This is a genomic window from Streptomyces longwoodensis (genome assembly GCF_001514125.1).
Lineage (GTDB): Bacteria > Actinomycetota > Actinomycetes > Streptomycetales > Streptomycetaceae > Streptomyces > Streptomyces longwoodensis.
Genome location: NZ_KQ948561.1, coordinates 13,740 through 37,223, shown reverse-complemented (window position 1 = coordinate 37,223; position 23,484 = coordinate 13,740). Strand labels below are relative to the sequence as shown.

Below are 23,484 nucleotides of genomic sequence, written 5' to 3'. Positions count from 1 at the left end.
ACCGCTCAGCCGAGCGCGAGCCACCGCGACGACAGGGCGATCGCCCGCAGTTGCCCCATCGTGAGCGCGGGCGTGGCCCGGGTCGCGGCGGTGGTCTGCGAGGCGGCGTTGAAGGCGCTCACGACGATCCGGCGGCCGTCGGGGCGCAGGGTGTCGACCGTCCACATGACCAGGTCGCCGCGGTCGCCGGGCCCCTGGTGCTCGGCGACCAGCGTGCCGTCGGGGAGGGTCTCGGCGCCCGAGCCGAAGAGTTCGCCCGCCACGTCGGACATGCCGGGCTGCACGTTGACCTGGACGTAGCTCGCGCCCTTGCCGTCGTCGGCCACGACATAGGCGAACTCGCCGTCCTGGCTGCCCCGGGCGGTCACCTCCACGCCGTCGGGCATCAACGCGGCGAGCACCCCGGCGATGCGCCGGCCGCCGGGCGCGGCCGGCGCGGCCGTCACCTCCTCGGCGGCGGGCAGCGACCCGACGACGTCCCGCCAGGCCGGGGCGGCCGCGAGGTCCCGCAACTCAGCGGCCGAGAGCGGTGGGTCGGGTCGGGTGACGGGCGCGTCCTTCTCCGCGGCGGCGTTCCACTCGCTGACGCTCACGTGGGCGCCGTCCGCGCTCACCAGGTCGGCCGACCACAGCTTGGTGTCCACGCGCCGGTCGGGATACTCGTAGCCCTTCAGCACGCGCACCACGGACCCGTCGGGCTGCCTCTCGCTGGTGCACGCGTCGTAGGCGGCGAGCACCTTGTCGGGGCACTCGGTGAGCTGGCGGACGTCGTCCCCGCCCGGGGCGACCCGGCCGAGGCCGACGGAGAGGGCCGCCGCCCCCTTGCCGTCGTCGAAGACGAGCTGCGCGTAGGGCGTGGCCGACCGCCCGTCGGAGCCACGCCCCTGCGCGCCGCTCACCTTGCCCTCGGGGAGCAGGCCCTTCAGCGTGGCGATCACTTGGTCGGCGGTGACCGGTGCGGCCGTGGGGGAGGCGGTGGGGCTCCCGGCGACCGGGGCGGGGCGCGGAGTGCCGTCCCGGTCGCCCGGTGCCAGCAGCAGCGTCCCGCCCAGGCACGCGGCGGCCACCCCGGCCGCCCCGCCCGCCAGGGCCGTCCGCCGCAGCAGCCGCTTGCGCCGCCCGCGGGCCGCGCCGCCGGCGGCGAGTGCGCGGCGGTCGGCGTCGAACGCGCCGCCGGTGTGGTGCAGGGCGCGCGAGAGCCGGTCCTCGAAGGGGTCGGGGGGCGTGTCCAGGTGCGGGCCGTGGTCGACGGGCATGGGGCATCACCGTTTCGGTGGAGGAGGGGTGAGGGGGAGGGCCGGGGGCGTGCGCCCGGTCAGGGGCGGGCGTACTCGCCGACGTCCTCCCCGAGGAGGTCGCGCAGCCGGGCCAGCGCCCGCACGCACCGCGTGCGCACCGCCGCCGAGCTGGTGTTCATCGCGTCGGCCGTCTCCTGGATCGAGCGGTCCTCCCAGTAGCGCAGGACGACCACGGCCCGGTCCTTGGCGGGCAGCCGCCCGAGCGCGTCCAGGAGGGTGACGCGCAGGGTGGCGTCGCCGCTCGCGGCGGCCACGTCGGGCAGCGTGGCGGTGACCCGCTCGGTGCTGCTGCGGCGCCGGTGGTGGGCGAGGAACGCCCGGGTGAGCACGGTCTGCGCGTACCCGGCGGGGTTCCCGACGCGGGCGACGCGCCGCCAGCTGACGTAGATGCGGCCCAGGGTCTCCTGCACGAGGTCCTCGGCGAGGTGGGTGTCCCCGGCGGTGAGCAGACAGGCCGAGCGGTACAGGTGTCCGGCTCTCGCGGCCGCGAACTCGGCGTACTCGTCCGCGCGGGCCTGTCCCATGTACGTCCCCCTGCTCACTGTGCGCCGGCTGTCGGTCGACGTCCTCACTCCACTGATGCGGTGGGCCGGGGAGAATGTTTCACGCCCCGGGGCACCACGTCCCGGGGCGACGACGGACGAGCCCCGAGGACGCCGGATGACGCAGCAGCCACCCCCTCCACCGCCCCCTTCCGGCACCCCGCCGGCGGGCTTCGGCCCGCCCCCGCCGTCGTACGGCCCGCCCCCGCCCGGGCAGTTCCCCGCCCCGCCCCCGTACGGCGCCGGCCCGCCGCCTCCGGCGTACGCCCCCGGCCCGCCGCAACCGGCGCCCCAGGCGCCCGAGTTCGTCGCCGTGGACCGGAACAACGCGATCGTGGTCGACGCCGACGGAGTGACCCTGGACCTGAACGGCGTGCAGGCCGATTTCCCCTGGCCGGAGATCCGCAGCGTCCACTACAAGGCGAGCCCGAACGGCAAGGCGCTGATGCTCGGCGTGGTCCACCTGGACGGCCACTTCTACGAGAGCGTGGTGGAGGCCCGCCCCAAGGGCCGGCTGGGCCAGTGGTTCGCCCAGCTCGGCTGGGTGCTGTCCCACTACCGCCCGGCGGGCTGAGCCGGGCCCCCGCCACCGACGACGCACGGCCGCGGTGCCGCCCCCGGGACGGGGCGGCACCGCGGCCGGCTTCGGAAGCGGGAGGTCCGCCGTTACGGCAGCGCGTGCACGTGCGGGCCCACCGCGTTGGACCAGGCGTTGCCCGCCGTCGCGTCCCAGTTGGTCGACCAGGTCATCGCACCGCGCAGGTCGGGGTAGGTCCTGGACGGTTTGAAGGAGCCGCAGTTGGTGAGCTTGGTCAGGCAGTCCAGGGCGTTGTTGACGACCGTGGGCGAGACGTAGCCGCTGCCCGCGCCACGGGTGGAGGCGGGCAGGCCGAGGCCGACCTGCGACGGGGCGAGGCCGCCCTCGAGCTGGATGCAGGCGAGCGCGGTGAGGAAGTCCACCGTGCCCTGGCTGTAGACCTTGCCGTCACAGCCGAGCATCGAACCGCTGTTGTAGTACTGCATGTTGACGACCGTGAGGATGTCCTTGACGTTCAGGGCCGTCTGGAAGTAGCCGGCCGACGTCGACTGCATGTCGATCGTCTGCGGCGCCATGGTGAGGATCAGCGAGGGGCCCGCCTTCGCCGCCAGGGAGCGCAGCGCCTGCGTCATGTAGGTCGGGTTGATGCCGTTCTCCAGGTCGATGTCGACGCCGTCGAAGCCGTACGTCTGCATCACGGAGTAGACCGAGTTGGCGAAGTTCGCCGCGGACGTCGGGTCGCTGACCGACACCGTGCCGTTCTGCCCGCCGACCGAGACGATCACCTTCTTGCCGGCCGCCTGCTTGGCCTTGACGTCCGCCTTGAACTGGTCGACGGTGTAGCCGCCGAGCCCGGCCGAGTCGAGCGTGAAGCTCACCGCGCCCGGCGTGGTCGTCGCGTCGGCGAAGGCCACCGCGATGATGTCGTACTGGGCGGGCACGTCCGAGATCTTCTGGACCGTGGCCCCGTTGTTGAAGTTCTGCCAGTAGCCGGTCACCGCGTGCTTGGGCAGCGTGCCGCCGCCCCCGGGGTTCCCGGACGACGTCGTGGTGCCGGTGACGGTCGCCGACTTGGCCGACTCACCGGCCGCGTTGGTCGCCGTGACCTGGAAGGAGTACGCCGTGGACGCGGCGAGCCCGGTCACCGTGGCCGACGTGCCGCTCACCGCGGTCACCTTGCTGCCGTTGCGGTACACGTTGTAGCCGGTCGCGCCCGACACCGCGTTCCACGCGAGCGACACCGACGAGGACGTCGTCCCCGAGACCGCCAGCCCGCCCGGCGCGGCCGGCACCGTCGGGGCCGGGTCGCCGCCCCCGCCGCCGTCGGGGCCGTAGACCGAGACGTCGTCGGCCAGGTAGGCCGCCTGCCCGTACCAGCCGTGCAGGTAGACGCTGACCGAGGTGGTGCTCGCGCCCGTGGTGAAGGTGGTGGTCAGCTGCTTCCAGGACGCGGAGTCGGGGGTCCAGGTGGACACGTCCGTGGTGCCGGTGCCGCTCGCGCCCAGGTAGGCGTAGCCGCCCTGGACCCAGGCGCTCAGCGTGTACGTCGCGTTGGGCTTGACCGCGACCGTCTGGGAGCAGCGGGCGTTGTCCTGGCCGGCCGGGGTGGCCTTGAGCGCGCCGGCGCCGGCGTGCACCGGGGAGGAGACGGCCGTCCCGCTGTTCGCGGAACAGGTCCAGCCGGACAGGCCGGACTCGAAGCCGGCGTTCTTCGCGTTGTTGACGTCGGCGGCGGACGCCTGGCCGACGGCCGTGAGGGACAGGGCGAGCGCGGCCGTGACCGCTCCCGACCACAAGCGCGTGCGTCGGCGTCTGCGTACGGGGTCCACTGGGGCCTCCGGGAGGGGGAGTGGGGAGCGCGAAAGACGGTGGCCACCGCTGGACGTACAAGTTGGTCCAGACCAATTCCGTTGTCAAGGGGTCGCGTTGCGGAACACCGGTGCGTACCTTGCGTTGTTTTGCAGCGAGTTGTGCGCGAAGAGATGCCGTTCAGTCACCGAAAGTTGTTCTCCGGCCACAGGGGCGTGGTTACAGTGCTGAGGTAGTCACGCAATGAAGTCACCCCGGTGCACCGGAGTCCCCCCGGTGGACCGGACCGCGGGAATCGGGGAGCTGCGCGTGCCAACTGCCATTGCCGTGACCGGAGCCGACCTCGCGCTGCCGCCGCAGGACGAGCGCACCCTGCCCGCGACGGTCCTCGCCGACCTCCACCGCCAGCCGCTCGAGGAGTCCGTGGCCGCCTTCCAGGCCCTCCTGGACGCCCACGGACACGTCGTCGTGGTGCACTCCTCCGCCGTGCCGCCCGCCGTCGAACAGCGGCTGCACACCGTGCGCTCCCTCCTGGAGAGCGACCGCATCGCCCTGTTCCGCCCCGACCTGCCGCCCCTCGCCGTGGCCGTCCTCGCCCGCCAATTACGCCAGCTCGCCTCCTGCGACCTCGGCCCCGGCGTGCTCGCCTCCGCCGCCCGGCTGCTCACCCACTACCTGCACGCCGGAGCGCTGCTCGGTTCCGTCGCCCGCCTCGACCGGGTCCCGGTCACCCTCACCTCGCACGCCCGCTCCTGGGTCCCCGGCAGCCAGTTCGCCGTCCTCGCCCACCCGCAGCCGCAGCTCGTGCGCGCCGCGCCCGGAGTCACCCTGCCCGGACCCGAGTTCGGCACCTGGATGCTCGTCGGCCGCGGCCAGCTGCCCGCCGACTGGGTCACCGGCACCCTCGTCCCCTCCTGGCGCGCCCAGGGCCTGCGCGAGACCGACGCGCCCGCCGAGTCCGCCGTCTGGTGGGGCACGCCCCGGCTCGTGGAGTTCTGCGCCTACCTGGCCGACCTGTCCGTGCTGTACCAACTGGTCACCTCGGTCCGGCAGGGCACCTGCCACTGGTGCGGGATGGACGTCATCGGCGACCGCTGCGTCTTCTGCTCCGCCACCCCGCCGCCCCCCGAGGGGACCGCCCCACCCGCGCACCCCGCGGGCCCCGCACGAGCCGTCCCACCCGCACGACCCGTCCGCGAACTCACCGCGGGCGGCGGCTGAACCCCGCGAGACGTCCCCCGGCCACGCTCCCACCCCCAACGAGGTTGCACGGTCCATGAACTCCCGTCAGCGCCGCGGCGTGATCCTCCTGCTCCTGTCGGTGTTGTGCGCCCTCGGCGCGTTCGCCGGCGTCCTGTCCGTCGTGGACGACGCGCAGTCCAAGGTCGGCCCCGAGGTCACGGCGTACCGGGTCAGGTCCGACGTGGCCCCCTACACCGCTTTGAGCGCGGGCCAGTTCGAGAAGATAGGGATGCCCGAGCGCTGGCTCTCCCGCAACGCCGTCACCGACCTCGACCGGATCCGCGGCAAGATCGCCGTGACCACCCTGCGCAAGGGCTCCCTGCTGCAGAGCGACATGATCGTGGACCAGCCGGCCCTGCGGCCCGGGCAGCAGGAGGTCGCCATCATGATCGACGCCGCGACCGGGGTGGCGGGCAAGATCACCCCCGGCTCGACCGTCAACGTCTACGCCACCTTCGAGGGCGCCAAGGACAGCGACCCCGACGTCTCCAAGATCATTGTCACGGGCGCCCGGGTCCTGGACGTCGGCGAGATCAAGGCCCTCGACCCCGACGCGGGCGACCGCGACCGCCGGCCCACCGACGCCGTGCCCATCACCTTCGCCCTGTCCACCCTCGACGCCCAGCGCATCACGTACGCCGAGTCCTTCGCCAAGCGGGTACGCCTCGCGCTGGTCGCCCCGGGCACCGGCACCACGGTCCCCGAGCAGGACCGCACGTACCAGCTCGCCAAGGACAAGTGAGAGGCCGTCATGCCCACGAGGATCCTCCCGGCCGTCGGCGACGCGGACGCGGTCCGTTCCCTCATCACCCTGCTCAGCCAGCTCCCCGACGCCGAACCGCTGCCCCCGCTCGGCGACTCCACCCAGCTCGTCGACACCCTCGCCCGGCTGGCCGCCGACTCCGTCGACGAACTGCCCGAGGTGGTGATCGTCCACGAGCGCATCGGCCCGGTCCCCGCACTGGAGCTGGTCCGCGAGGTCGCCCTGCGCTTCCCGGCCGTCGGCGTCATCCTCGTCACCACCGACGCGAGCCCCGGCCTGTTCTCCGCCGCCATGGACTCCGGCGCCCGCGGCCTGGTCACCCTCCCCCTCGGCTACGAGGACCTCGCCCACCGCGTCCAGGCGGTGGCGCAGTGGTCGGTGGGCGTACGGCGCCACCTGGGCCACGGCGGCGACGTGTTCACCGGCGCGGGCGGCACCGTGGTCACCGTGTGCGGCGCCAAGGGAGGCGTCGGCACCACCCTCACCGCCGTCCAGCTCGCCCTGGCCGCCCAGGCGTCCGGCCGGCCCACCGCGCTCGTCGACATGGACCTGCAGACCGGTGACGTCGCCTCCTACCTCGACGTCCAGTTCCGCCGCTCGGTCGTCGACCTCGCCGCCATCAGCGACATCTCCCCGCGCGTCCTCGCCGACGCCGTCTTCCGCCACGACACCGGCCTCGCCCTGCTCCTCGCCCCCGGCGAGGGCGAACGCGGCGAGGAGGTCACCGACCGCGCCGCCCGCCAGATCCTCAGCGCCCTGCGCTCCCGCTACGAGGTCGTGGTCGTCGACTGCGGCGCCCAGCTCGGCGGGGCCGGCGCGGCCGCCGTCGAGATGGCCGACACCGCGCTGCTGGTCACCACCCCCGACGTGGTCGCCGTGCGCGGCGCCAAGCGCGCCGTCCGCATGTGGGACCGCCTGCAGATCCGCAAGGCCGAGGAGACGACGCTCGTCGTCAACCGGCACAGCCGCGGCACCGAGATCCAGCCCGCGCTCATCCAGAAGATCACCGGCACCGCGCTCGCCGCGACCACGGTCCCCGCGCACTTCAAGGAACTCCAGGCCGCCGTCGACGCCGGCCGGATCCACGCCCTCGACCCCAAGGGCACCGTACGGCAGGCCCTGTGGGCCCTCGCGGGCGAACTGGGCCTGGTCAAGGCACCGGAGACCGCCGTGGTGCGCCGGGGGACGCGGGCCCGGGGCGGCGACCGGGGCGCGGTGGGCTTCCGACGGCGGAGGGAGTGAGCCATGGGACCGGACCGCGGACGCGGCCACACCGACCGGGGCCAGGTCACCGTCGAGTTCCTCGGCATGACCCCGCTCATCATCGTCACCCTGGTCGTGCTGTGGCAGTGCGTGCTCGTGGGATACACCTTCACCCTCGCGGGGAATGCTGCCGACGAGGCCGTACGGCACGGGACGGCCGCGCACCGGGGGGAGCGGCAGGCCGTGTGCGACCAGGCCGGCAAGGACAAGCTCTCCGGGGCGTGGGCGTCCGGCGCGAACGTGTCCTGCGCGACGTCCGGGGACTACGTGACGGCGGACGTCTCCCTGGAGGTCCCCGTCCTCTTCCCCGGCGCGGTGAACTTCCCCTTCACGGTCCACGGCCACGCGGGGGCCGTGGAGGAGGAGGACCACTGACATGCCGTACCGCGACCGACGCGACGACCGTGGCCAAGTGGCCCTGGAGTACCTGGGGTTCCTGCCGATCCTGCTCCTGGTGGCGCTGGCCGCCGTCCAGCTGGGCCTCATCGCCTACGCCGCCCAGCAGGCCGGCACCGCGGCCCGGGCCGGGGCGCGCGGGGCGGCCCTGGACCGGGACGCGGGGGCGGCCTGCCGGGGCGCGGTGAGCAGCCGGTGGACGGTCGGCTGCAGCACCGCCGACCTGGGCGACGAGGTGCGGGTCACCTCGTCCGTGACCATCCCGTCCGTGATCCCCGGCATCGGGGACTTCGGACAGGCCCACAAGACGGCGACCATGCCGGTCGACCACTGAGGCGGCCGCGACCCATGACGACGACGGTGACAGGCGCGGCGACGGTGACAGGCGCGACGACGGCGACGGCGTCGGCGACGACGAGGAAGGCGGTGAACCGATGAGCCTGCGGGCACGCATCACCTCCCCGGAGGAGAGCGGCGGCCGGGGCGAGGACGGCCACCTGGTCGCCACGTACCGGGCGAAGCTGCTGGAGGAAATCGACCTCGCCGAGATGAGCGCGCTGACGGCGGCCGACCGCCGGGCCCGCCTGGAACGCGTCCTCGGCCACATCATCAGCCGCGAGGGCCCGGTCCTGTCGACGGTGGAGCGCTCCCAGCTGATCCGCCGGGTCGTCGACGAGGCCCTCGGCCTCGGCATCCTCGAACCGCTCCTGGAGGACGCGTCGATCACCGAGATCATGGTGAACGGACCCGACGCGATCTTCGTCGAACGCGCGGGCCGCGTCGAGCAGTTGCCGCTGCGCTTCGCCTCCGTGGACCAGCTGATGCAGACCATCGAGCGGATCGTCTCCACGGTCAACCGCCGCGTCGACGAGTCCAACCCGATGGTGGACGCCCGCCTCCCCTCCGGCGAGCGCGTCAACGTGATCATCCCGCCGCTCTCCCTGACCGGCCCCATCCTCACCATCCGCCGCTTCCCGCGCTCCTACACCCTCAACGAACTGATCGGCTTCGGCTCGCTCGACGAACACATGCTGTTCCTGCTGGCCGGGCTGGTGCAGGCGAAGTTCAACGTGATCGTCTCGGGCGCCACCGGCACCGGCAAGACCACCCTCCTCAACGCCCTGTCCGGGCTGATTCCCGAGGGCGAGCGCATCATCACCATCGAGGACTCCGCCGAACTCCAGCTCCAGCAGCCGCACGTCATCCGCCTGGAGTCCCGCCCCCCGAACGTGGAGGGCAAGGGCCGCATCACCATCCGCGACCTGGTCCGCAACTCGCTGCGGATGCGCCCCGACCGCATCGTCGTCGGCGAGGTCCGCGGCGGCGAGTCCCTCGACATGCTCCAGGCGATGTCGACCGGCCACGACGGCTCGCTGGCCACCGTGCACGCCAACAGCGCGGAGGACGCCCTGACCCGGCTGCAGACCCTCGCCTCGATGTCCGACGTGGAGATCCCGTTCATCGCGCTGCACGACCAGATCAACAGCGCGGTCGACGTCATCATCCAGCTCACCCGCTTCGCGGACGGCGCCCGCCGGGTCACCGAGATCGCCCTCCTCGACAGCCACGGCGGCGAGCCCTACCGGCTGGCCACCATCGCCCGCTTCGAGGCCCGGCCCATGACCCCCGACGGCCGCGTCCACGGCGCCTTCCGCCACTTCCCCCTCCCGCGCCGCACGGCCGACCGCCTCTACATGGCGAGCCAGCCGATCCCGCAGGCGTTCGGGGTGGCGCCGACGGAGAACGCCCTCGCCACCCGCGTGGCCCGGTAGCACGGAGACAGGACGGACACACCACCCATGGACCTCCAGACCCGGATCACCCTCACCATCGGAGTGACCCTCCTGGCCTGCACCCTGGCCGTCGTCGGCGTCCACTCCTACGCCGCCGGCCGGGCCCGGCGCGCCGCCCTGGTGGAGCGCCTGTCGTACACCGGGAACCTCCCCGGCCCGGGCCGCGGGCGCCGCTTCCGCGCCCTGGACCGGCGGCTGCGGCCCACGCGCCTCGGCCGCACCCTGGAACGCAAGCTGGCGGCGACCGGCCTGGACGTGACGCCGGGCGAGTTCTTCGCCTACGTGCTGGCCGCGGTCGTGGGCCTGTGGCTGGTCGGCCAGGCCACGCTGGCCCCCTTCTTCGGGCCCATCGCCGGCCTGCTCGGCATCTGGGCGGCGTGGCAGTTCCTCGGCTGGCAGCGCCAGAAACGCATCGAACGCTTCATCAACCAACTCCCCGAGCTCGCCCGCATCCTCGCCAACGCCACCAGCGCCGGCCTCGCCCTGCGCACCGCGATCGGCATGGCGGCCGAGGAGCTGGAGGCCCCCGCGGGCGAGGAACTGGGCAAGGTCGCCGACCAGTTGTCCGTCGGCCACTCCATGGACGACGCCCTCGGCGAACTGGCCGACCGCCTCCCCTCCCGCGAACTGGTCGTCCTCGTCACCACGTTGGTCCTGTCCAACCGGGCGGGCGGCCAGGTGGTCGGGGCGCTGCGCAACCTCACCGAGACGCTGGAGGAACGCAAGGAGACCCGCCGCGAGGTCCGCACCCAGCTGTCCCAGGTCAACATGACGTCGTACGCCGTGCCCGTCCTCGGCGTCGGCTCGTTGTTCCTGATCAACAGCGTCAACGACGGCGCCCTGGACCGCATGACCGGATCGCCCTTCGGCCAGGCGGCCGTGATCGTCGCCTTCGGCCTGTACGCGGTGGGCTTCCTGCTCATCCGCCGTCTGTCCCGCATCGACGTCTGAGCAGGAGGTGACCGTGGGACTGCTGCTCGCCCTCGTGGCGGCCCTGAGCGTGGGGGGCGTGTTCGCCGGCCTGCGCATGTACCGGGCGGACACCGTGCTGCCCCCCGACCTCGCCCTGGCCCTGGAGGTCGGCTCCACCCGCACGACCGCGGTGGGCTCCCTCGTCGACCGCCTCGGCATGCGCTACGCGCCCGCGGTGCTGCGCCTGATGGGCCCCAAGCAGGTCGCCCGCTACCGCCGCCGCATCGACCTCGCCGGCAACCCCGGCGGCCTCACCCTCGACCGCTACGCGGCCCGCCGCGCGGTCTACGGCGCCGTCGGCGCCCTGGGCGGCCTCGTCGCCCTCCTTCAGGGCAGCTTCTTCCTCGCCCTGCTCCTGTTCGCTTTCGGGGCGTTCTGGTCCGAGGTCGGCATCTGGTCCGCGATCCGGGTCCGCAAGGACGCCATCGAACGCACCCTGCCCGACTTCCTGGACGTCCTCGCGGTCGTGGTGAGCGCCGGCCTCGGCTTCCGCCAGGCCCTCGACCGGGTCGCCACCCGCTACCAGGGCCCGTGGGCCGACGAGATCCGCATCACCCTGCGCCAGATGGACCTCGGCGTCAGCCGCCGCGAGGCGTTCGAGGAACTGCGCCGCCGCAACGACTCCGAACAGGTCGCCATGTTCGTCACCGCGCTCCAGCAGGGCGAGGAACTCGGCGCGCCGATCGTCGACACGCTGGTGGCCATCGCCAAGGACATGCGCCGCACCGACGCGCAGAACGCCCGCCGCAAGGCGGCCCGCGCGGTCCCCAAGGCCACGCTGATGATCACCACGTTCATGGTCCCGGCCACGATGCTGCTGCTCGGCGCGGGGATGCTGCTCGGCTCCGGCACGGACTTCAGCACGATCACGGGGAAGTAGGGGGCGGGGAGATGGCGACGACGGGTCTGGCGGGGGTGGGACGTACCGGCGTGAGGCGTGCAGGGCGTGCAGGGCGTGCAGGGCGTGCGGGGCCTGTGGGGCGTGCGGGGCGGTGGTGGCGCGGGGGGCGCTTACGGGACCCGGGGCGGCCGCGACGGCCCGGGCACCTGTCGGCGGCCGATGCCCCGGCGACGCTGCCGGCACCGGTCGCCCTGGAGGTGAACGCCCTCCAGGCGATGTGCCGCCAGGTGTTCGGCTTCCGCCTGGCGATGATCGCCGTGGCCGCGCCCGCCGCGCTGCTCAACGCCACCCCCGGGCTGGGCGTACGCCTGGTCGGAGCCGCCGTCGTGGTCACCTTCATGGGCTCCTACGTCCTCTTCCGCGACTGGGAGCGCTTCGGACCGCTCCTCCTGCGCCACCCGTCGCTGCTGGCCGTGGACACCCTCTTCGGCACCCTGCTGCTGATCTCGGCCGGCCCGGACACCACGCTCGCCTACGTCAGCGTCTGCACCCCGCTGCTCGCGGGCATCGTCTATGGCTGGCGCGGCGCCGCCTGCTTCGCCTCGCTCCAGTCGCTGATCCTGCTGCTGGTCTACGCGACCCTGACGGAACACCCCGGCTCGGGCCCGGCCGAACGGCTGCTGCTCCCCGGCTTCTGCGTCATCACCGGCGCGGTGGGCTCGGCCCTGCGCGGTCTGATGCTGCGCTTCGGGGAGGCCACCCAGGCCCTCACCACGACCCAGGCCCGCCTGGCGGCCGCGGAGGCGACGGACGCCGAACGGGCCCGCCTGGCACGGGAGATGCACGACTCGGTGGCCAAGACCCTGCACGGCGTCGCCCTCGCCGCCGAGGCCCTGGCCCACACGGCCGGCACCCCGACCGCCGACCCGGACCGCATCCGCAGACAGGCCGACCTGGTGGCCCGGGCCGCGCGCCGGGCGGCGGCGGAGTCACGGGACCTGCTGACGGACCTGCGCGCGGAGGCGCCGGGCACGGAGCACAGGAACGCCCTGGAGGAACTGAGGACCCTCACCGCCGACTTCAGCCGCCGCACGGGCCTGACGACGACGTACCGCACGACGGGCGACCGCACGGAGGTCCAGGTCCCCGCCCCCGTGGCCCGCCACCTCCTCACGATCACCGGCGAGGCGATGGAGAACGCCCACCGCCATGCCGCCGCGACCCGGGTGGACGTACGGGCCGCCGTACGCGACGACCACCTGCACGTGACCGTACGGGACGACGGCCGGGGCCTCCCGCCCGACGACGAGCTCGAACAGCTGCGCCGCGCGGGCCACTTCGGCCTGCTGGGCATGGCGGAACGGGCGGCGGCGCTGGGCGCCCGCCTCCACGTCGGCCGGGCGGAGCACCCCGGCGGCACGGAGGTACGCCTGGACCTGCCGCTGCCGGCGGAGGGGACGGTGGGCCGGTGAGAGAGCAGCGGACGGAACTGCCGGTGCTGCGGGTGGTGGTGGCCGACGACAACCCGGTGGTGCGGGCGGGCTTGACCGCCCTGCTGGACGGCCGCGAGGAGGTCAGGGTGGTCGCCGAGGCGTCCGACGGCCACGAGGCGGTGGAGATGACCCGGCGCCACCGCCCCGACCTGGTCCTGCTCGACGTCCGCATGCCGGGCGTGGACGGCCTGACGGCCCTGCCCGACCTGGTGCCGCTCGCCCCGGTGCTGATGCTGACCTACAGCGGCGAGTCGGAGGTCGTGCGCGAGGCGCTGCGGCGGGGGGCGGGCGGCTACCTGGTGCACGGCGAGTTCACGGCGGACCAGTTGGTGACAGCGGTCCGTGACGTGGTGGCGGGCCGGGCCCACCTGACGCCGACGGCGGCGACGGCGGTGGTGGGAGAGTTGCGGGAGAGTGCACTAGCACACACCAAAAGATCGCCAGAAGCTTACGCCTCCGCCAATTCCAGCGAACGGCTTTCGCAAGTGCAATCCCCTGTGGGACAGTTGGGGTCCCTACTCAGCGCGAGGGAGGCGGAGATCATGGACCTCATCGCCACGGGCCTGAACAACCACCGGATCGCCGCCGCGTGCTTCATCAGCGAGAAGACGGTCAAGAACCACATCAACCGCATCTTCGCCAAGCTGCACTGCACGACCCGCGCCGAGGCGACGGCCAAGTGGCTGGGCACGGCACCCGGTACGACGCCGCCGAGCCGAGAGGTGGGCTGAGGGGATGCGAGCACGCTCGGGGACGGCCCTTTGGGCCCGGAAGTGGGCCCAGGGACCCTCGGCGGACCCGACGCCGACGCCGTACGGTCCCCCTGCTCACGCCACCCACGGAGGGGACCCCCATGAGCGATCTGCTGCTGAAGACGGCCGTCGCGGCCAAGGTACGGGTCAACGGCTGGAAGAACACCACGACGAAGGCCACCCGCCGCCGCGGCGACAAGGGGCAGACGGCGGTGGAGTACCTGGGCATCATCGCGGTGGTGGTGGCGATCGTGGTGTTGATCGCGAACACGAACCTGGGCGCGACCATCGTGAACAAGCTGACGGCCCAGATCGCCAAGGTGGCTCCCTGACGCGACGGCGTCGGCACGGTGATGCGGGGCAGGCCTTCCCCATCTACCTGACGGTGGTGGGGGGCCTGCTCTTTCTCGCGTTCGCGTACTTCGCGGTCGGCCAGGCGGCGGTGAACCGCAACGGCGCTCAGACGGCCGCGGACGCGGCGGCACTGGCGGCGGCCCAGGAGACCAGGGACCAGTTGGCGGACCAGTGGGTGCTGGACGTCCTCGACCCCGACAAGTGGGAGGCCATCTTCCAGGGCGCCGGGGCGACGGACTCCTGCTGGCGTGCGGACCAGCTGGCGGCGATGAACGACGCCGGGGAGGTCCAGTGCTCCCCGGACGGCCCCCTGGGCTACACGGTCACCGTCCGGGCGAACAAGTCGGCGGGCGACTCGGTGCTCCCGGTCACGAGCACGACCAGAGCGCATGCCTCGGCCAGAGCGGTGATCCATCCGCTGTGCAGCTTCAAACCCCCCTCGCCGACGCCGACACCCGAGCCTTCGGGTGAACCGACGGGGCAGCCGACCGGGGAGCCGACGGAGCCCGGGGACCCGGGGGACGCCGAGCACCCCACGCTGCCGACGCTCACCTGCGAGGACGACATCGACTGGACCTTGGACCCGGACAACCTCACCGACCTACCGGGGCCCGAGGACCTCTTCGATGTCCACCTGGCAGACGACTGACGCGCGAACGACGAGTGGAGAAGGAAGCGGAGCGATGAGTGTGCGGTTCACGGGGAAAACCCGCAGGGCGTTGGTCGTACTGACAGCGGTGGTCGGCCTGGGGCTCGGCGCCACGGCGTGTGGCGGCGGCGGTGGGGGCGACGACAAGAAGCCCGAGAGTTCGTCCTCCGCCTCCAGGACCAGCGGGTCGCAGCCCGGTCCTCAAGAGGGCACGTCGGAGGAACCGTTGGCCGAGATGAAGGGACCGAACGGCCTCCTGCTCCAGATCACCTCCGCCCAACGGGACTCCGGCGGCTTCGTGACGGTGAACGGCGTGCTGAAGAACGACAGCGGACAGGTGGCGGTCATCCCCCTGGAGCTGAGCGGCAACGAGACCGAGATCATGAACAACGGGCGGTCCCTCGGCGGAGCCACCCTCGTCGACTCGCAGAGCAAGAAGCGCTACTACGTCCTCCGGGACACGGAGGGCCGGCCGCTCACGACGACGGGGTTCTCGACGCTGAAGGCGGGGGAATCGATCGACGTGTTCCTGCAGTTCCCGTCGCCGCCCACCACCAGCGCGGACGTCACCTTCCAACTGCCGCTGTTCCCCAGCGCGGTCATCAAGATTTCTGGGTGAGGCCAGGATGACGCGCACCCGGACGACGACACCGACCCGCCTGACCCTGGCCACGTCGGTGGCCATGATGCTGGCGGCAGCCAACCTCCTCGGCGGTACGACGGCGCACGCCGACGACTCCCCGAGCGTCCCGCCGGGCACGGAGCCGACGGCGACGGCGCCGGTGCAGGTGGACCCCAACGACCCGGACCTGAAGCTGCCGGAGGGCGCGACCCTGGCGGAGCCGAAGGTGCTGGACATCAAGCAGGTGGTGGAGGACGAGGCGGGGGAGGAACGCCGCGAGGACACCAACGCGGACGTGACGTTCGCGCTGCAGGCCGAGGTGCTGTTCGGCAAGGACAGCGCGAAGCTGGGCGCGGAGGCGCAGGCCCGCATCGCGGGCATCGCGGAGGAGATCAAGAAGCAGAACGCGACCCGGATCCGCGTCTTCGGCTTCACCGACAACCTGGGCTCGTCGGCCCACGGCGACGTCCTGTCCAAACAACGCGCGAACGCGGTCCAGACGGCCCTGTCCGGCGACCTCAACAACCCGAACGTCGTCTTCGAGGTCCGCGGTTACGGCGAGCAGTACCCGATCGCCGACAACTCGACGGAGGAGGGCCGCAAGAAGAACCGCCGGGTGGAGGTGACGTTCCCGAGGGGGGCGAGCTGAGGCGGAGGCCGGCGTCACGGGGCCGCGTAACGGGGCAACTTCCCGGGAAGCGACGGCCGCCCCTGACACTGGGCCAGGTCCACGGTGTGCACAGCCACCTGATAAGCGAAGTCGGTCACCACCTGCCGCAGGGCCGCGCCGGAAACCCTGCCGTCCCCGACCACACTCGCCTCGGCGGTGACGGCGTAGGCCTCACTCGCGTCCTCGGCCCGAAAATCACGGGGCACACAGGGAACGTACACGTACGAGATTCCGCTTTCCTGGTCGAGCCGAGCCATCGCCTCGATTCCACCGACCGAGACCTTGACGGCGTCGTGCTGGGACGCGCCGACGAAGTGCTCGACCCAGGTCGCGGGGGAGACGTCATTCACTTCGGCGCGACCAGTCAGGATGGAACCCGCGCTGGTGTACACCCGGCACGCGTACTCGATCTCCGTCCCTCCGCTGCGCTGGTCGTAGCTGTCGTCCGCCGTGCGCGTACGGGGCAGCGCACGAATGGCGAGATCCCGTTCGACGGCACCGTCGCACATCTTCTTGGGCAGGCGCTCGAGTCCCGTGGTGAGTGCGAACCACGCACCTCCGCCCAGAAGGCTGAGTATCACGAGAGACAGGACGATCCACTTGACGGCGTACCGGGTAGCAGCCCGTTCCGTTTCGCGAGTGCTCTCAGCCACTGGGGCGCTCCTTGGCGTCGCTCAGGAATCGGCTGGCGTCGTTCCAGCCTTCGTTCACAGCAAGGCGCACGGTATCGCCGGCGCCTTGCTTGGGGAGGTCCACGTGATGGCGTTCCAGGGCGTCTGCCGTCGACCACTGCGTCTGCTGGTTGACTGAGTCGCGCATGTCGTACAGATCCTTCGCGCTCGCGTACAAGGCCTGGTCCTTGGCTCCTTCGAGCTGCTGGCCGTCGGTGAGGCGGTCAACGGCCAGACCGATGACGCCCCCGGCGAAACCGCCGAAGGCCGCTCCCACGGCGGACCCGGTACGGCTCTCGGGAAAGAGGGAGACGGATCCGTAACCAAGACCGGTGGAGATCCAGGTCTTGACGAAATCGCCCTTTTTCTGCAGGGCTTCGTTGTAAGTGTTCTCGTTGTCGACCGCGGAGCCGACTGCCGCGTCTGCCAGGGAGTGGCCGACGATTCCTTCGATCGTTCCTGCGTTCTTTCCGATGTTCCGGAGGACCTGATCCCGGGTTCCGTCGAACAAGCCGGGATCCGAGAGGTGTGCCTCGAGAAGTCCGCTCGTGTAGATGCTTTCTCCGACGATCACCCCCGCTCGTCCCGCAGGATCGAGGGACACGGCGGAGAGGAATCTCGTCACGTCCGCCGTGTCCAACCCGTCAGGGTTGTCGCTGCTGGTGAGGAACACTTCCGCATTGGCACTCCCGAACGCCCGGCTGATCTCCGGCATGTAGGAAGCCGCCATGTTCCCGAAGCTCGCTCCCAGCCCGTTGCCCACCAGCCCGGCGCCGCCGCCGGGCTGGGCCACGGCGCGCATGACGTTGGCCATGATCTGCACCTGCGCCGAGCTGTGCGGCGGCGCCGCGGACGAATGGTCCCCGATGGCGACACCGGTGACCGCAGCTTCCAGTGCGCGCCCGAGCGGCTCTCCCCGCTGGGTGTAGGACGTGGTCCCCAACATGTGGTCCAAGTCCGACTTCGACGTGAACGCGTGCGTCGCCGCCTCCGGATTGTGGGAGAGCCCGTCGAACAACCCCTCCAGCGGATCCCGGCCGTTGCCGTCCCCGAAGACGACGTCCAGCGCGTCGTACCCCTTGGTCCACAGATCGTCCGTGCCGGCGTCCCCCGCCGCCTTGTCCGCCTTGAACAGCTTCTCCCGGTAGTCGTCCAGGAACTCGGTGTCGTAATGCCCCTCCCGCATGAGGCTGCTGATGACCTGAGACCCGAGCGCCCCGATGGGACTGAACGCCCCACCGGCACGGAAGTTCGTGTTCCGCTCGGCGATCAGGTCCCGCTTCCAGTCCCGCATCGCGTCCGAGTCCGAGAAGGACGCCGTGGCCAGGGTCAGGCCCAGGTTCTTCTGCAGGGTCTTCATCGTGTCGAGCTCTGAGCCACGCGCACCGGCGTGCGCGTACGTCATCTCCGTCCAGAACTGCAGCGTGCCCTTGGGCCCCAACTCCCGCGCAAACTGCTCCGCGAACAGCGGGTCGCCGTGGTACTTGCTCATCGTGCGGTTGAAGGCGGCGACGTCGTCGAGGGTCATCGACGCCGGGTCCTTCGCCGCCTTCGCCAGCTTCTCCGCCGCCGCGACGGCCCGGGCCGCGGAGTCGCGGTCCGCGTACGAGGCGTCCGAGAAGCCGTACTTGGCCTGGTCGACCAGGAGGTTGAGCACCTTCGCGGCACTGTTGTCGCTCTCGGCCGCCTTGTTCAGGATCCGCTGGATCTCGTCGCGCAGGTCGTCGACGGCCTGCTGGTCCGTGGCTCCGCTCCCGCCGCCGGGATCCGACGCCCAGTCGGGGCGGGTGTTCCCGCTGACGGTGAAGGTGCCGGCACCCGTGTCGACCACCGTCAGGTTCCGCTTGGCGCCCCGCTCGATGGCGTCGTTGACCTGCGTGCGGTAGTCGAGGAGTTCAACGCGGGTGTCGCTCAGGATCTTCGTGATGGAGCCGGCCTGGGTGTGCGCGTCGGTGAACTCCGCGGCGGTCCGGTCCACGAACTCACGGCTGACCGTGGCGTTGACGCCGGCCCACCTGGCCTTGTCGGCCTTGGCCTTGAGGTCGTCCTGCGCGGCCTTCATCAGCTCCGCGAGCTTCCGCGTCATCTGCTCCCAGTCGGTGACGGCCTCACCGAGCTGGGAGAAGTTGCCGAAGCGGAGGGCGTCGAGGTCCATCGGTGTCAGTGGCCCTTCCGGTCGTCGAAGCCCTCGTCCAACGTGGCGATGCTGCTGACCGTACCGGCGATGTACGAGTCGTCGGCGGTGTGCTGGTTCTTCGTGTAGCGCAGGTGGTTGGAGATGTGGGCGCAGGCGTCGAGGAGGGTCTTGGTCTGCTCGCTCCAGCGCTCGGCCACGTGCTCCAGCGCGGCGCCGAGGGCGTATCCCTCGGCCTTGAGCCCGCCCGCGGCGGCGACGGAGGCCACGCGGGCATGACCGCTGTAGGCCGTGAAGCCCTCGAACAGGTCGTGCGCGGCCTTGCCGACCGACTCGAGGTCGGCGTGCCCGGCCACGAGGTCTCCCTGCGTCCCGTCGCCTCCCTGATCAGCCGGATTCTGGTTCAACTGCATCCGAGTGGAGCCCCGCTGCACGGCCTCGGCCTTCAGCTGCTCCCACTCCTCCCACGCCATGCGGGACCTCCTTCTGCGGCGGCGGGACGCGGTCCTCACCGCCTGTGGGACGGAAAGCCACGTCGGTCAGGCCCCGACGCGACCGACGCCCTTCGACGCCTAGAACCCTCCGGGCCCGTTTCCCGGCCGGTGAACCGGGTCGGACGTGCCCGGGGGAGGACCGTAGCCCGGAGCCGGGTGGGGAAGTTGGCCGGAAACTGCCGTGGTGGGCGGGACCGCGGCGCGCCTCCGGCGGCGGGCCACGACTATGACGCCGGCGAGGGCCGCGGCCAGCAGCACGGCTACCCCGACGACCACGGCGACCCACGGCACCGAGTCGCCGCCCTCGTCCCGGGCCGCCGCAGGGGCCGTGTCCGCGCCCTTGTCCGCCCCGGACGGCGCGGTGCTCGGCGACGCGGACGCCGCCGCCTCGAGGTCGGGCAGCGGGTAGACGTCCGCCGGACCGGGGTCACCGGGGTCGGTCAGGGCGACGCGAGGGCGGACGATGCCGTACCCGATGGAGTCGTTGCGCTTGGCGCCGTCCGTGGGGGCGCCGAGGGTGTTGAGCATGACGCGCAGGACCTGGTTGTTGGTCCAGTCGGGGTGGACGGACCAGACGAGGGCGGCGGAGGCCGAGGCGAGGGCGGTGGCGTCGCTGGTGCCGCTTGACCTGCAGAGACCTGTCTTTCCACCGCAGGCGTGGATCATGTCCTGGCCCGGGGCGGCCATGTCGACCTGCGGCCCGAACTCGGACTCGGAAGTTCGCCGCAGATCCCGGCCCACGGCCGCCACGCCGACGACTCCGGGGGTCGCTGCCGGGTACATGACCGGGTTGCCTTTGTCTCCGTCGTTACCAACACCAGCGAACACGAGTGACCCCTTGTTGAGGGCGTACTTCACCGCGTCCGTCACCTGCGGGTCGCCTTCCCGCTGCGCAAGGGAAATGTTGATGACCCGTGCACCGTTGTCGACCGCGTACCTGATCGCCGTAGGCAGAGTCTCGTTGAACCGCTTGCTCGCCTCGGCTTCGTTGCCCGCTTCAAGAGGATTCGGCATCCGAACGGGGAGGATCTTCGATCCCGGTGCGAGCCCGAAGGAGCCCTTGCCGCCCCCATAGGAACCCGTCCCGGCGATGAGACCGGCCATGCCCGTACCGTGGCCGTCGTAGTCTGTGTGCGCATCTCCGCTCAGGTCTTCGGCCAAGTCCCTTCCCGGCAGAATGCGGCCCTTCAGATCGGGGTTGGTCGGGTCGACGCCGGTGTCGATGACAGCCACCGTGATGCCTTTGCCGGTGGTCGCCTTCCACATCTCTTCCGCATGCATGGCATCGAGGAACCATTGCTGCTCGCGGCTTGTCTCTGCGAGGGCAGGTGCTTCAGCAGCGCCCATGAACATCAGGGCGAGGACCGCTGTCACCGCTGCGCCCCGGCCCCTGTGGGGAGTCCTGCTGTGCATGTAATCCGCTCTCTCGAAGTCCTGGTTCGCGCAGATCAATGACCGGTCGACGGCGCCGAGCGACCGCTGTCGTCCTGGCCGGGCTCTTCCTCCCCTTGCTTGGCCCCACGTTGCGGTCGGGGCCCTCTCTGGAGTCCCGTGCTTCCAGTGGGTCGCGGTGATGTAGTCCCAGCAGTCCGCTTGGCGGCGATGCCAGGAGTACCGGCCGGGCGGATGGCGGGTGGCGTCCCGCCGCTGACCCCGTTCCTGCTTGCGCCGACGGCTCCCGGCGTGACCGTGGCCCCAAAGCCTGTAGGGCGCTCTCCGGTCTGGCCCGGCCGGCGATCGGCGCCGACGACGCCGTTCTTCATCGGACGACCACCAAGTACCCCGGAGCGTGGAGCGGCGGGTGTACGACCAGGTTTCTGATCGGACTGTCCGACTACGCGGCCCGGCGCGTTCGTGGTTCGGCCCGCTGTTCCGGTGGCACCCCGCGCTGGCGGGCTCTCGCCGCCGACAACGATCCCGCGGGGGATGGCGCCAGGCGTGCGCCCGGGGCTGGGGGGAACCGGGCGGCCGCCGACGATGCCGTTGCCTGTGCCCGTCGTTGGACGACCTTGTGAAACCGCCGGGACAGCCCGGCCGGCGGAGGCCGGTGGCCGCCCGGAGACCGAGGGCTGTGCGGAGCCAGTGCCGCCCGTCGCGGTCGTGCTCTGGCGTGCTGACCCCGTGAAGCTTCGGACTTGTTCGGTGGAGCCCTCCACCGCCCGACCCCACGCCCGCGTAGGAGACGACCCTGGGGCGTAGCCGACGGTGGGTGGAACCGTACCTGGCTGCGGATTTCCGTGCCTCGCTAGCTCAGACACGGGCGTGCCGCCCACGAGATCCGTGGAAACGTTGGACGGCAACGTGGCCACGGAGTCCATCTCCATGTGCGGCGAGCGCACGATGCTTAAGACATCCGGCTCGAGCGACGACGCTGTGGCGGGCCGCTTCGAGGTCCACTCGTCGGCAGCTGAACTGCTTCCCGGCGCCGCGTGGACGGACGTGGCTCCTCCGATCGAAGGAGCAGCGGTGTCCCCGCGCGAGGCGCCCGGTTGCGTCACATTGCCAGACTCGCCCACCCGTCTGGGATCCGGCGGCAGGAAGGCATCCGGCGGAGGCGGCAGCTTAGGCCTCTCCAACGCGTTCAACTGCGTAGCCGACCACGCATACGTCTGCGTCAGCTTCCGCATCTGGGCCGCCGCCTCCTGGCGGACCCGTTCCTCGTGGGCGGCCTGCGCTGCCAGTTCGGGGGAGGTGCCGGACGGGTCCGGGGAGCTCGGCGTCGACGGCCGGGCACCGTCGCGCGGGATCGACGCCTGGGCCCGCGCGATCGCCCCCGACGCTTCCGTCAGCCACGTCGCCGCGTCCTCGCTGAAGTCGCCCAGCCGCAGCGTCGAGTTGGCCAGGTCCGCGCTCCACGTGCGGAACGCGTTCGCGCCCTCGCCCTTCCACGCCACCCACTGCGGGCGCACCTTCAGTTCCTCCGCGATCTCCCGGATCGCCTTCGCCGCCGCCGTCAGGCGCCCGGCCGCCGCCTGCACCTGGCCCGCGTCCGCCCGGTCCAGCCAGGCCAGCATCTGCTCGTGGCTCATGTCCTCGAAGGACGTCCCGCCACCGGGTCCCCGCACCGGCATCAGATCGTGCCTCCCGCGTCGCCGCCCGCATCCCCACCGGCCCCGGCCGCAGCCCCGCCCGGCCCCGGCGCCGGCGTCTCCGGCCTGTACGTCCCCCCGTACTGCTTCGTCGCCTCCGCGCTGATCGCCGCCATGCGGTCCCGCACGCCCAGGTCGATGTTCTCGTAGCCCTTGTGCGAAGCCAGTACGGCGATGCTCATGCCCTCCATCGAGTCGGACAGCAGCCTGGACAGGCCCTCCAGCTCGGTGATCACCGTCTCGTACGCCGCGTGGAGGCCCGACGCCTCCGCCCACGCCCCGTCCCCGCCCCCGAACTCGTGCCGGGCCAACTGCTGCCGGACCACCTCGTCCGGGCCCGCCGCCGAGCCCTTCAAGTCCCGGATCAGGTCGTCCACGCGCTTGCGGAACGCCGTGAACGACGCGTACTCCGCGGCGACGTCGGCCTGCGCGGCGAGCGCGTCCCGGCCCATGTCGAACACGGCCGACGCCCACGACGACCCCTCGGAACCCGCACCGTCTTCGCTGGGCGACACAGCAATCCTCCCCGTTCGGCCGGACCAGTCAGCCGGACACGTGCAGCCGCAGCAGGAACTCTATCCACAGCCAGTGACATTTCCCTTCGCTCCGTCACGGCCGTGAACGGGATCAGGTCACCGGGCCCCGGCCCGACGGCCCGTCTCCTCCTCCGGCTCCACCTCCACCCGGGCTCCCGTCTCCACCCCCCACCCCCGCATCGCCCCCGCCTCCGCCTCCAGCACGTGCCGTGACCTCAGGCGCGGCAGGCCCAGGCGGCCGGGGCGCATCGTGCGGACCGCCAGGACCCTCAAGTGCCGGTCCAGGTAAGCCACATCGATCGGGATGCGCATGCCGACCGTGTGGATGCTGTTCGCCGGCGTGAGCAGCAGCGCCCCCGTCACCCCGTCCCGCCCCAGCAGCCCCCGCGTCCGCGCCCGGTACGACGCCGCGATCTCCACCGGCACCCTGACCGGCTCCCCGGCCCCGTACACCACCAACCACCCCCGCCCGTCCCGCCACCGCGCCCGTGTCCGCGCCCGCATACGTCGTCCCCGTGCCACGCCCACCCCGTCCCTCCCCCGACCTAAACGAGTTGTCCCTC

General features: G+C 72.0%; 24 protein-coding genes. 15 read left to right on the top strand and 9 right to left on the bottom strand.

Annotated elements, in window-relative coordinates; translation table 11 throughout:
• Window positions 1–5: 5 nt before the first annotated feature.
• Complete coding sequence (locus AQJ30_RS29045) at window positions 6–1,256, bottom strand: hypothetical protein (protein WP_067239851.1); 1,251 nt, start codon at window positions 1,254–1,256, stop codon at window positions 6–8.
• 59 nt (window positions 1,257–1,315) lie between these two features.
• Complete coding sequence (locus AQJ30_RS29040) at window positions 1,316–1,822, bottom strand: SigE family RNA polymerase sigma factor (protein WP_067239849.1); 507 nt, start codon at window positions 1,820–1,822, stop codon at window positions 1,316–1,318.
• A 136-nt stretch (window positions 1,823–1,958) separates the two neighbouring features.
• On the opposite strand from AQJ30_RS29040, the gene AQJ30_RS29035 reads away from it, so the two are divergent.
• A complete protein-coding gene (locus AQJ30_RS29035) occupies window positions 1,959–2,414 on the top strand; it encodes a hypothetical protein (protein ID WP_067239847.1) in 456 nt (151 codons plus the stop codon).
• A 92-nt stretch (window positions 2,415–2,506) separates the two neighbouring features.
• Here the strand turns inward: AQJ30_RS29035 and AQJ30_RS29030 are convergent, their stop codons facing one another.
• Entirely contained in the window at window positions 2,507–4,207 is a 1,701-nt protein-coding gene (locus tag AQJ30_RS29030) for a chitinase (protein ID WP_067239845.1), read from the bottom strand.
• Between the two features lie 289 nt (window positions 4,208–4,496).
• Between AQJ30_RS29030 and AQJ30_RS29025 the strand changes: the two genes are divergently transcribed.
• From AQJ30_RS29025 to AQJ30_RS28960, 14 genes are all read left to right on the top strand, one after another.
• Window positions 4,497–5,408: a hypothetical protein gene (locus AQJ30_RS29025; protein ID WP_079084399.1), complete on the top strand. Its 912-nt coding sequence runs from the start codon at window positions 4,497–4,499 to the stop codon at window positions 5,406–5,408.
• Between the two features lie 55 nt (window positions 5,409–5,463).
• Window positions 5,464–6,171, top strand: coding sequence for a Flp pilus assembly protein CpaB (cpaB, locus tag AQJ30_RS29020; RefSeq protein WP_067239844.1), 708 nt, complete (start codon window positions 5,464–5,466; stop codon window positions 6,169–6,171).
• Between the two features lie 9 nt (window positions 6,172–6,180).
• Window positions 6,181–7,434: a CpaE/TadZ family protein gene (locus AQJ30_RS29015; RefSeq protein WP_067239842.1), complete on the top strand. Its 1,254-nt coding sequence runs from the start codon at window positions 6,181–6,183 to the stop codon at window positions 7,432–7,434.
• Window positions 7,435–7,437: 3 nt separating this feature from the next.
• Window positions 7,438–7,830: a TadE family protein gene (locus AQJ30_RS29010; RefSeq protein WP_067239841.1), complete on the top strand. Its 393-nt coding sequence runs from the start codon at window positions 7,438–7,440 to the stop codon at window positions 7,828–7,830.
• Between the two features lies 1 nt (window position 7,831).
• The gene (locus tag AQJ30_RS29005; RefSeq protein WP_067239839.1) at window positions 7,832–8,185 is read left to right on the top strand and encodes a TadE/TadG family type IV pilus assembly protein; all 354 of its coding nucleotides are present in this window, start codon (window positions 7,832–7,834) and stop codon (window positions 8,183–8,185) included.
• Window positions 8,186–8,285: 100 nt separating this feature from the next.
• The gene (locus tag AQJ30_RS29000) at window positions 8,286–9,623 is read left to right on the top strand and encodes a TadA family conjugal transfer-associated ATPase (RefSeq protein WP_067239838.1); all 1,338 of its coding nucleotides are present in this window, start codon (window positions 8,286–8,288) and stop codon (window positions 9,621–9,623) included.
• Between the two features lie 27 nt (window positions 9,624–9,650).
• Complete coding sequence (locus AQJ30_RS28995) at window positions 9,651–10,595, top strand: type II secretion system F family protein (protein WP_067239836.1); 945 nt, start codon at window positions 9,651–9,653, stop codon at window positions 10,593–10,595.
• Window positions 10,596–10,608: 13 nt separating this feature from the next.
• Window positions 10,609–11,496 (top strand): DUF5936 domain-containing protein, encoded by an 888-nt coding sequence (locus AQJ30_RS28990; protein WP_067239834.1) that lies wholly within the window; start codon window positions 10,609–10,611, stop codon window positions 11,494–11,496.
• Window positions 11,497–11,507: 11 nt separating this feature from the next.
• Window positions 11,508–12,929 carry a sensor histidine kinase gene (locus tag AQJ30_RS28985; protein ID WP_079084374.1) on the top strand — a complete coding sequence of 474 codons (1,422 nt, stop codon included), beginning with the start codon at window positions 11,508–11,510 and terminating at the stop codon, window positions 12,927–12,929.
• Entirely contained in the window at window positions 12,926–13,681 is a 756-nt protein-coding gene (locus AQJ30_RS28980) for a response regulator (RefSeq protein WP_067239833.1), read from the top strand. The genes AQJ30_RS28985 and AQJ30_RS28980 overlap by 4 nt, the downstream gene beginning before the upstream one ends.
• A 122-nt stretch (window positions 13,682–13,803) precedes the next feature.
• Window positions 13,804–14,034 carry a Flp family type IVb pilin gene (locus AQJ30_RS28975; RefSeq protein WP_067239831.1) on the top strand — a complete coding sequence of 77 codons (231 nt, stop codon included), beginning with the start codon at window positions 13,804–13,806 and terminating at the stop codon, window positions 14,032–14,034.
• A complete protein-coding gene (locus AQJ30_RS28970) occupies window positions 14,031–14,705 on the top strand; it encodes a pilus assembly protein TadG-related protein (RefSeq protein ID WP_067240199.1) in 675 nt (224 codons plus the stop codon). Before AQJ30_RS28975 ends, AQJ30_RS28970 begins: the two co-directional genes overlap by 4 nt.
• A 34-nt stretch (window positions 14,706–14,739) precedes the next feature.
• The gene (locus AQJ30_RS28965) at window positions 14,740–15,324 is read left to right on the top strand and encodes a hypothetical protein (RefSeq protein WP_067239829.1); all 585 of its coding nucleotides are present in this window, start codon (window positions 14,740–14,742) and stop codon (window positions 15,322–15,324) included.
• Window positions 15,325–15,331: 7 nt separating this feature from the next.
• A complete protein-coding gene (locus tag AQJ30_RS28960) occupies window positions 15,332–15,976 on the top strand; it encodes an OmpA family protein (protein ID WP_067239827.1) in 645 nt (214 codons plus the stop codon).
• Between the two features lie 14 nt (window positions 15,977–15,990).
• Here the strand turns inward: AQJ30_RS28960 and AQJ30_RS28955 are convergent, their stop codons facing one another.
• From AQJ30_RS28955 to AQJ30_RS28930, 6 genes are all read right to left on the bottom strand, one after another.
• Window positions 15,991–16,650 (bottom strand): hypothetical protein, encoded by a 660-nt coding sequence (locus AQJ30_RS28955; protein ID WP_067239826.1) that lies wholly within the window; start codon window positions 16,648–16,650, stop codon window positions 15,991–15,993.
• Window positions 16,643–18,823 carry a hypothetical protein gene (locus AQJ30_RS28950; RefSeq protein WP_067239824.1) on the bottom strand — a complete coding sequence of 727 codons (2,181 nt, stop codon included), beginning with the start codon at window positions 18,821–18,823 and terminating at the stop codon, window positions 16,643–16,645. The genes AQJ30_RS28955 and AQJ30_RS28950 overlap by 8 nt, the downstream gene beginning before the upstream one ends.
• A gap of 5 nt (window positions 18,824–18,828) precedes the next feature.
• Window positions 18,829–19,275, bottom strand: coding sequence for a hypothetical protein (locus AQJ30_RS28945; protein WP_067239822.1), 447 nt, complete (start codon window positions 19,273–19,275; stop codon window positions 18,829–18,831).
• 99 nt (window positions 19,276–19,374) lie between these two features.
• Window positions 19,375–20,709: a type VII secretion-associated serine protease mycosin gene (gene mycP / locus AQJ30_RS28940; RefSeq protein WP_067240197.1), complete on the bottom strand. Its 1,335-nt coding sequence runs from the start codon at window positions 20,707–20,709 to the stop codon at window positions 19,375–19,377.
• 1,657 nt (window positions 20,710–22,366) lie between these two features.
• Window positions 22,367–22,900, bottom strand: a complete 534-nt coding sequence (locus AQJ30_RS28935) for a hypothetical protein (RefSeq protein ID WP_245727177.1) — start codon at window positions 22,898–22,900, stop codon at window positions 22,367–22,369.
• A 117-nt stretch (window positions 22,901–23,017) separates the two neighbouring features.
• Entirely contained in the window at window positions 23,018–23,425 is a 408-nt protein-coding gene (locus AQJ30_RS28930) for a DUF192 domain-containing protein (protein WP_067239821.1), read from the bottom strand.
• Between the last annotated feature and the right edge of the window lie 59 nt (window positions 23,426–23,484).

Excerpts from the sequence above, each read along its gene's own strand:
- AQJ30_RS29045 (WP_067239851.1), bottom strand. The coding sequence starts at position 1,256 with ATGCCCGTCGACCACGGCCCGCACCTGGACACGCCCCCCGACCCCTTC.
- AQJ30_RS29040 (WP_067239849.1), bottom strand. The coding sequence starts at position 1,822 with ATGGGACAGGCCCGCGCGGACGAGTACGCCGAGTTCGCGGCCGCGAGA.
- AQJ30_RS29035 (WP_067239847.1), top strand. The coding sequence starts at position 1,959 with ATGACGCAGCAGCCACCCCCTCCACCGCCCCCTTCCGGCACCCCGCCG.
- cpaB (WP_067239844.1), top strand. The coding sequence starts at position 5,464 with ATGAACTCCCGTCAGCGCCGCGGCGTGATCCTCCTGCTCCTGTCGGTG.
- AQJ30_RS29015 (WP_067239842.1), top strand. The coding sequence starts at position 6,181 with ATGCCCACGAGGATCCTCCCGGCCGTCGGCGACGCGGACGCGGTCCGT.
- AQJ30_RS29010 (WP_067239841.1), top strand. The coding sequence starts at position 7,438 with ATGGGACCGGACCGCGGACGCGGCCACACCGACCGGGGCCAGGTCACC.
- AQJ30_RS29005 (WP_067239839.1), top strand. The coding sequence starts at position 7,832 with ATGCCGTACCGCGACCGACGCGACGACCGTGGCCAAGTGGCCCTGGAG.
- AQJ30_RS29000 (WP_067239838.1), top strand. The coding sequence starts at position 8,286 with ATGAGCCTGCGGGCACGCATCACCTCCCCGGAGGAGAGCGGCGGCCGG.
- AQJ30_RS28995 (WP_067239836.1), top strand. The coding sequence starts at position 9,651 with ATGGACCTCCAGACCCGGATCACCCTCACCATCGGAGTGACCCTCCTG.
- AQJ30_RS28985 (WP_079084374.1), top strand. The coding sequence starts at position 11,508 with ATGGCGACGACGGGTCTGGCGGGGGTGGGACGTACCGGCGTGAGGCGT.
- AQJ30_RS28975 (WP_067239831.1), top strand. The coding sequence starts at position 13,804 with ATGAGCGATCTGCTGCTGAAGACGGCCGTCGCGGCCAAGGTACGGGTC.
- AQJ30_RS28965 (WP_067239829.1), top strand. The coding sequence starts at position 14,740 with ATGAGTGTGCGGTTCACGGGGAAAACCCGCAGGGCGTTGGTCGTACTG.
- AQJ30_RS28960 (WP_067239827.1), top strand. The coding sequence starts at position 15,332 with ATGACGCGCACCCGGACGACGACACCGACCCGCCTGACCCTGGCCACG.
- AQJ30_RS28950 (WP_067239824.1), bottom strand. The coding sequence starts at position 18,823 with ATGGACCTCGACGCCCTCCGCTTCGGCAACTTCTCCCAGCTCGGTGAG.
- AQJ30_RS28945 (WP_067239822.1), bottom strand. The coding sequence starts at position 19,275 with ATGGCGTGGGAGGAGTGGGAGCAGCTGAAGGCCGAGGCCGTGCAGCGG.
- mycP (WP_067240197.1), bottom strand. The coding sequence starts at position 20,709 with ATGCACAGCAGGACTCCCCACAGGGGCCGGGGCGCAGCGGTGACAGCG.
- AQJ30_RS28930 (WP_067239821.1), bottom strand. The coding sequence starts at position 23,425 with ATGCGGGCGCGGACACGGGCGCGGTGGCGGGACGGGCGGGGGTGGTTG.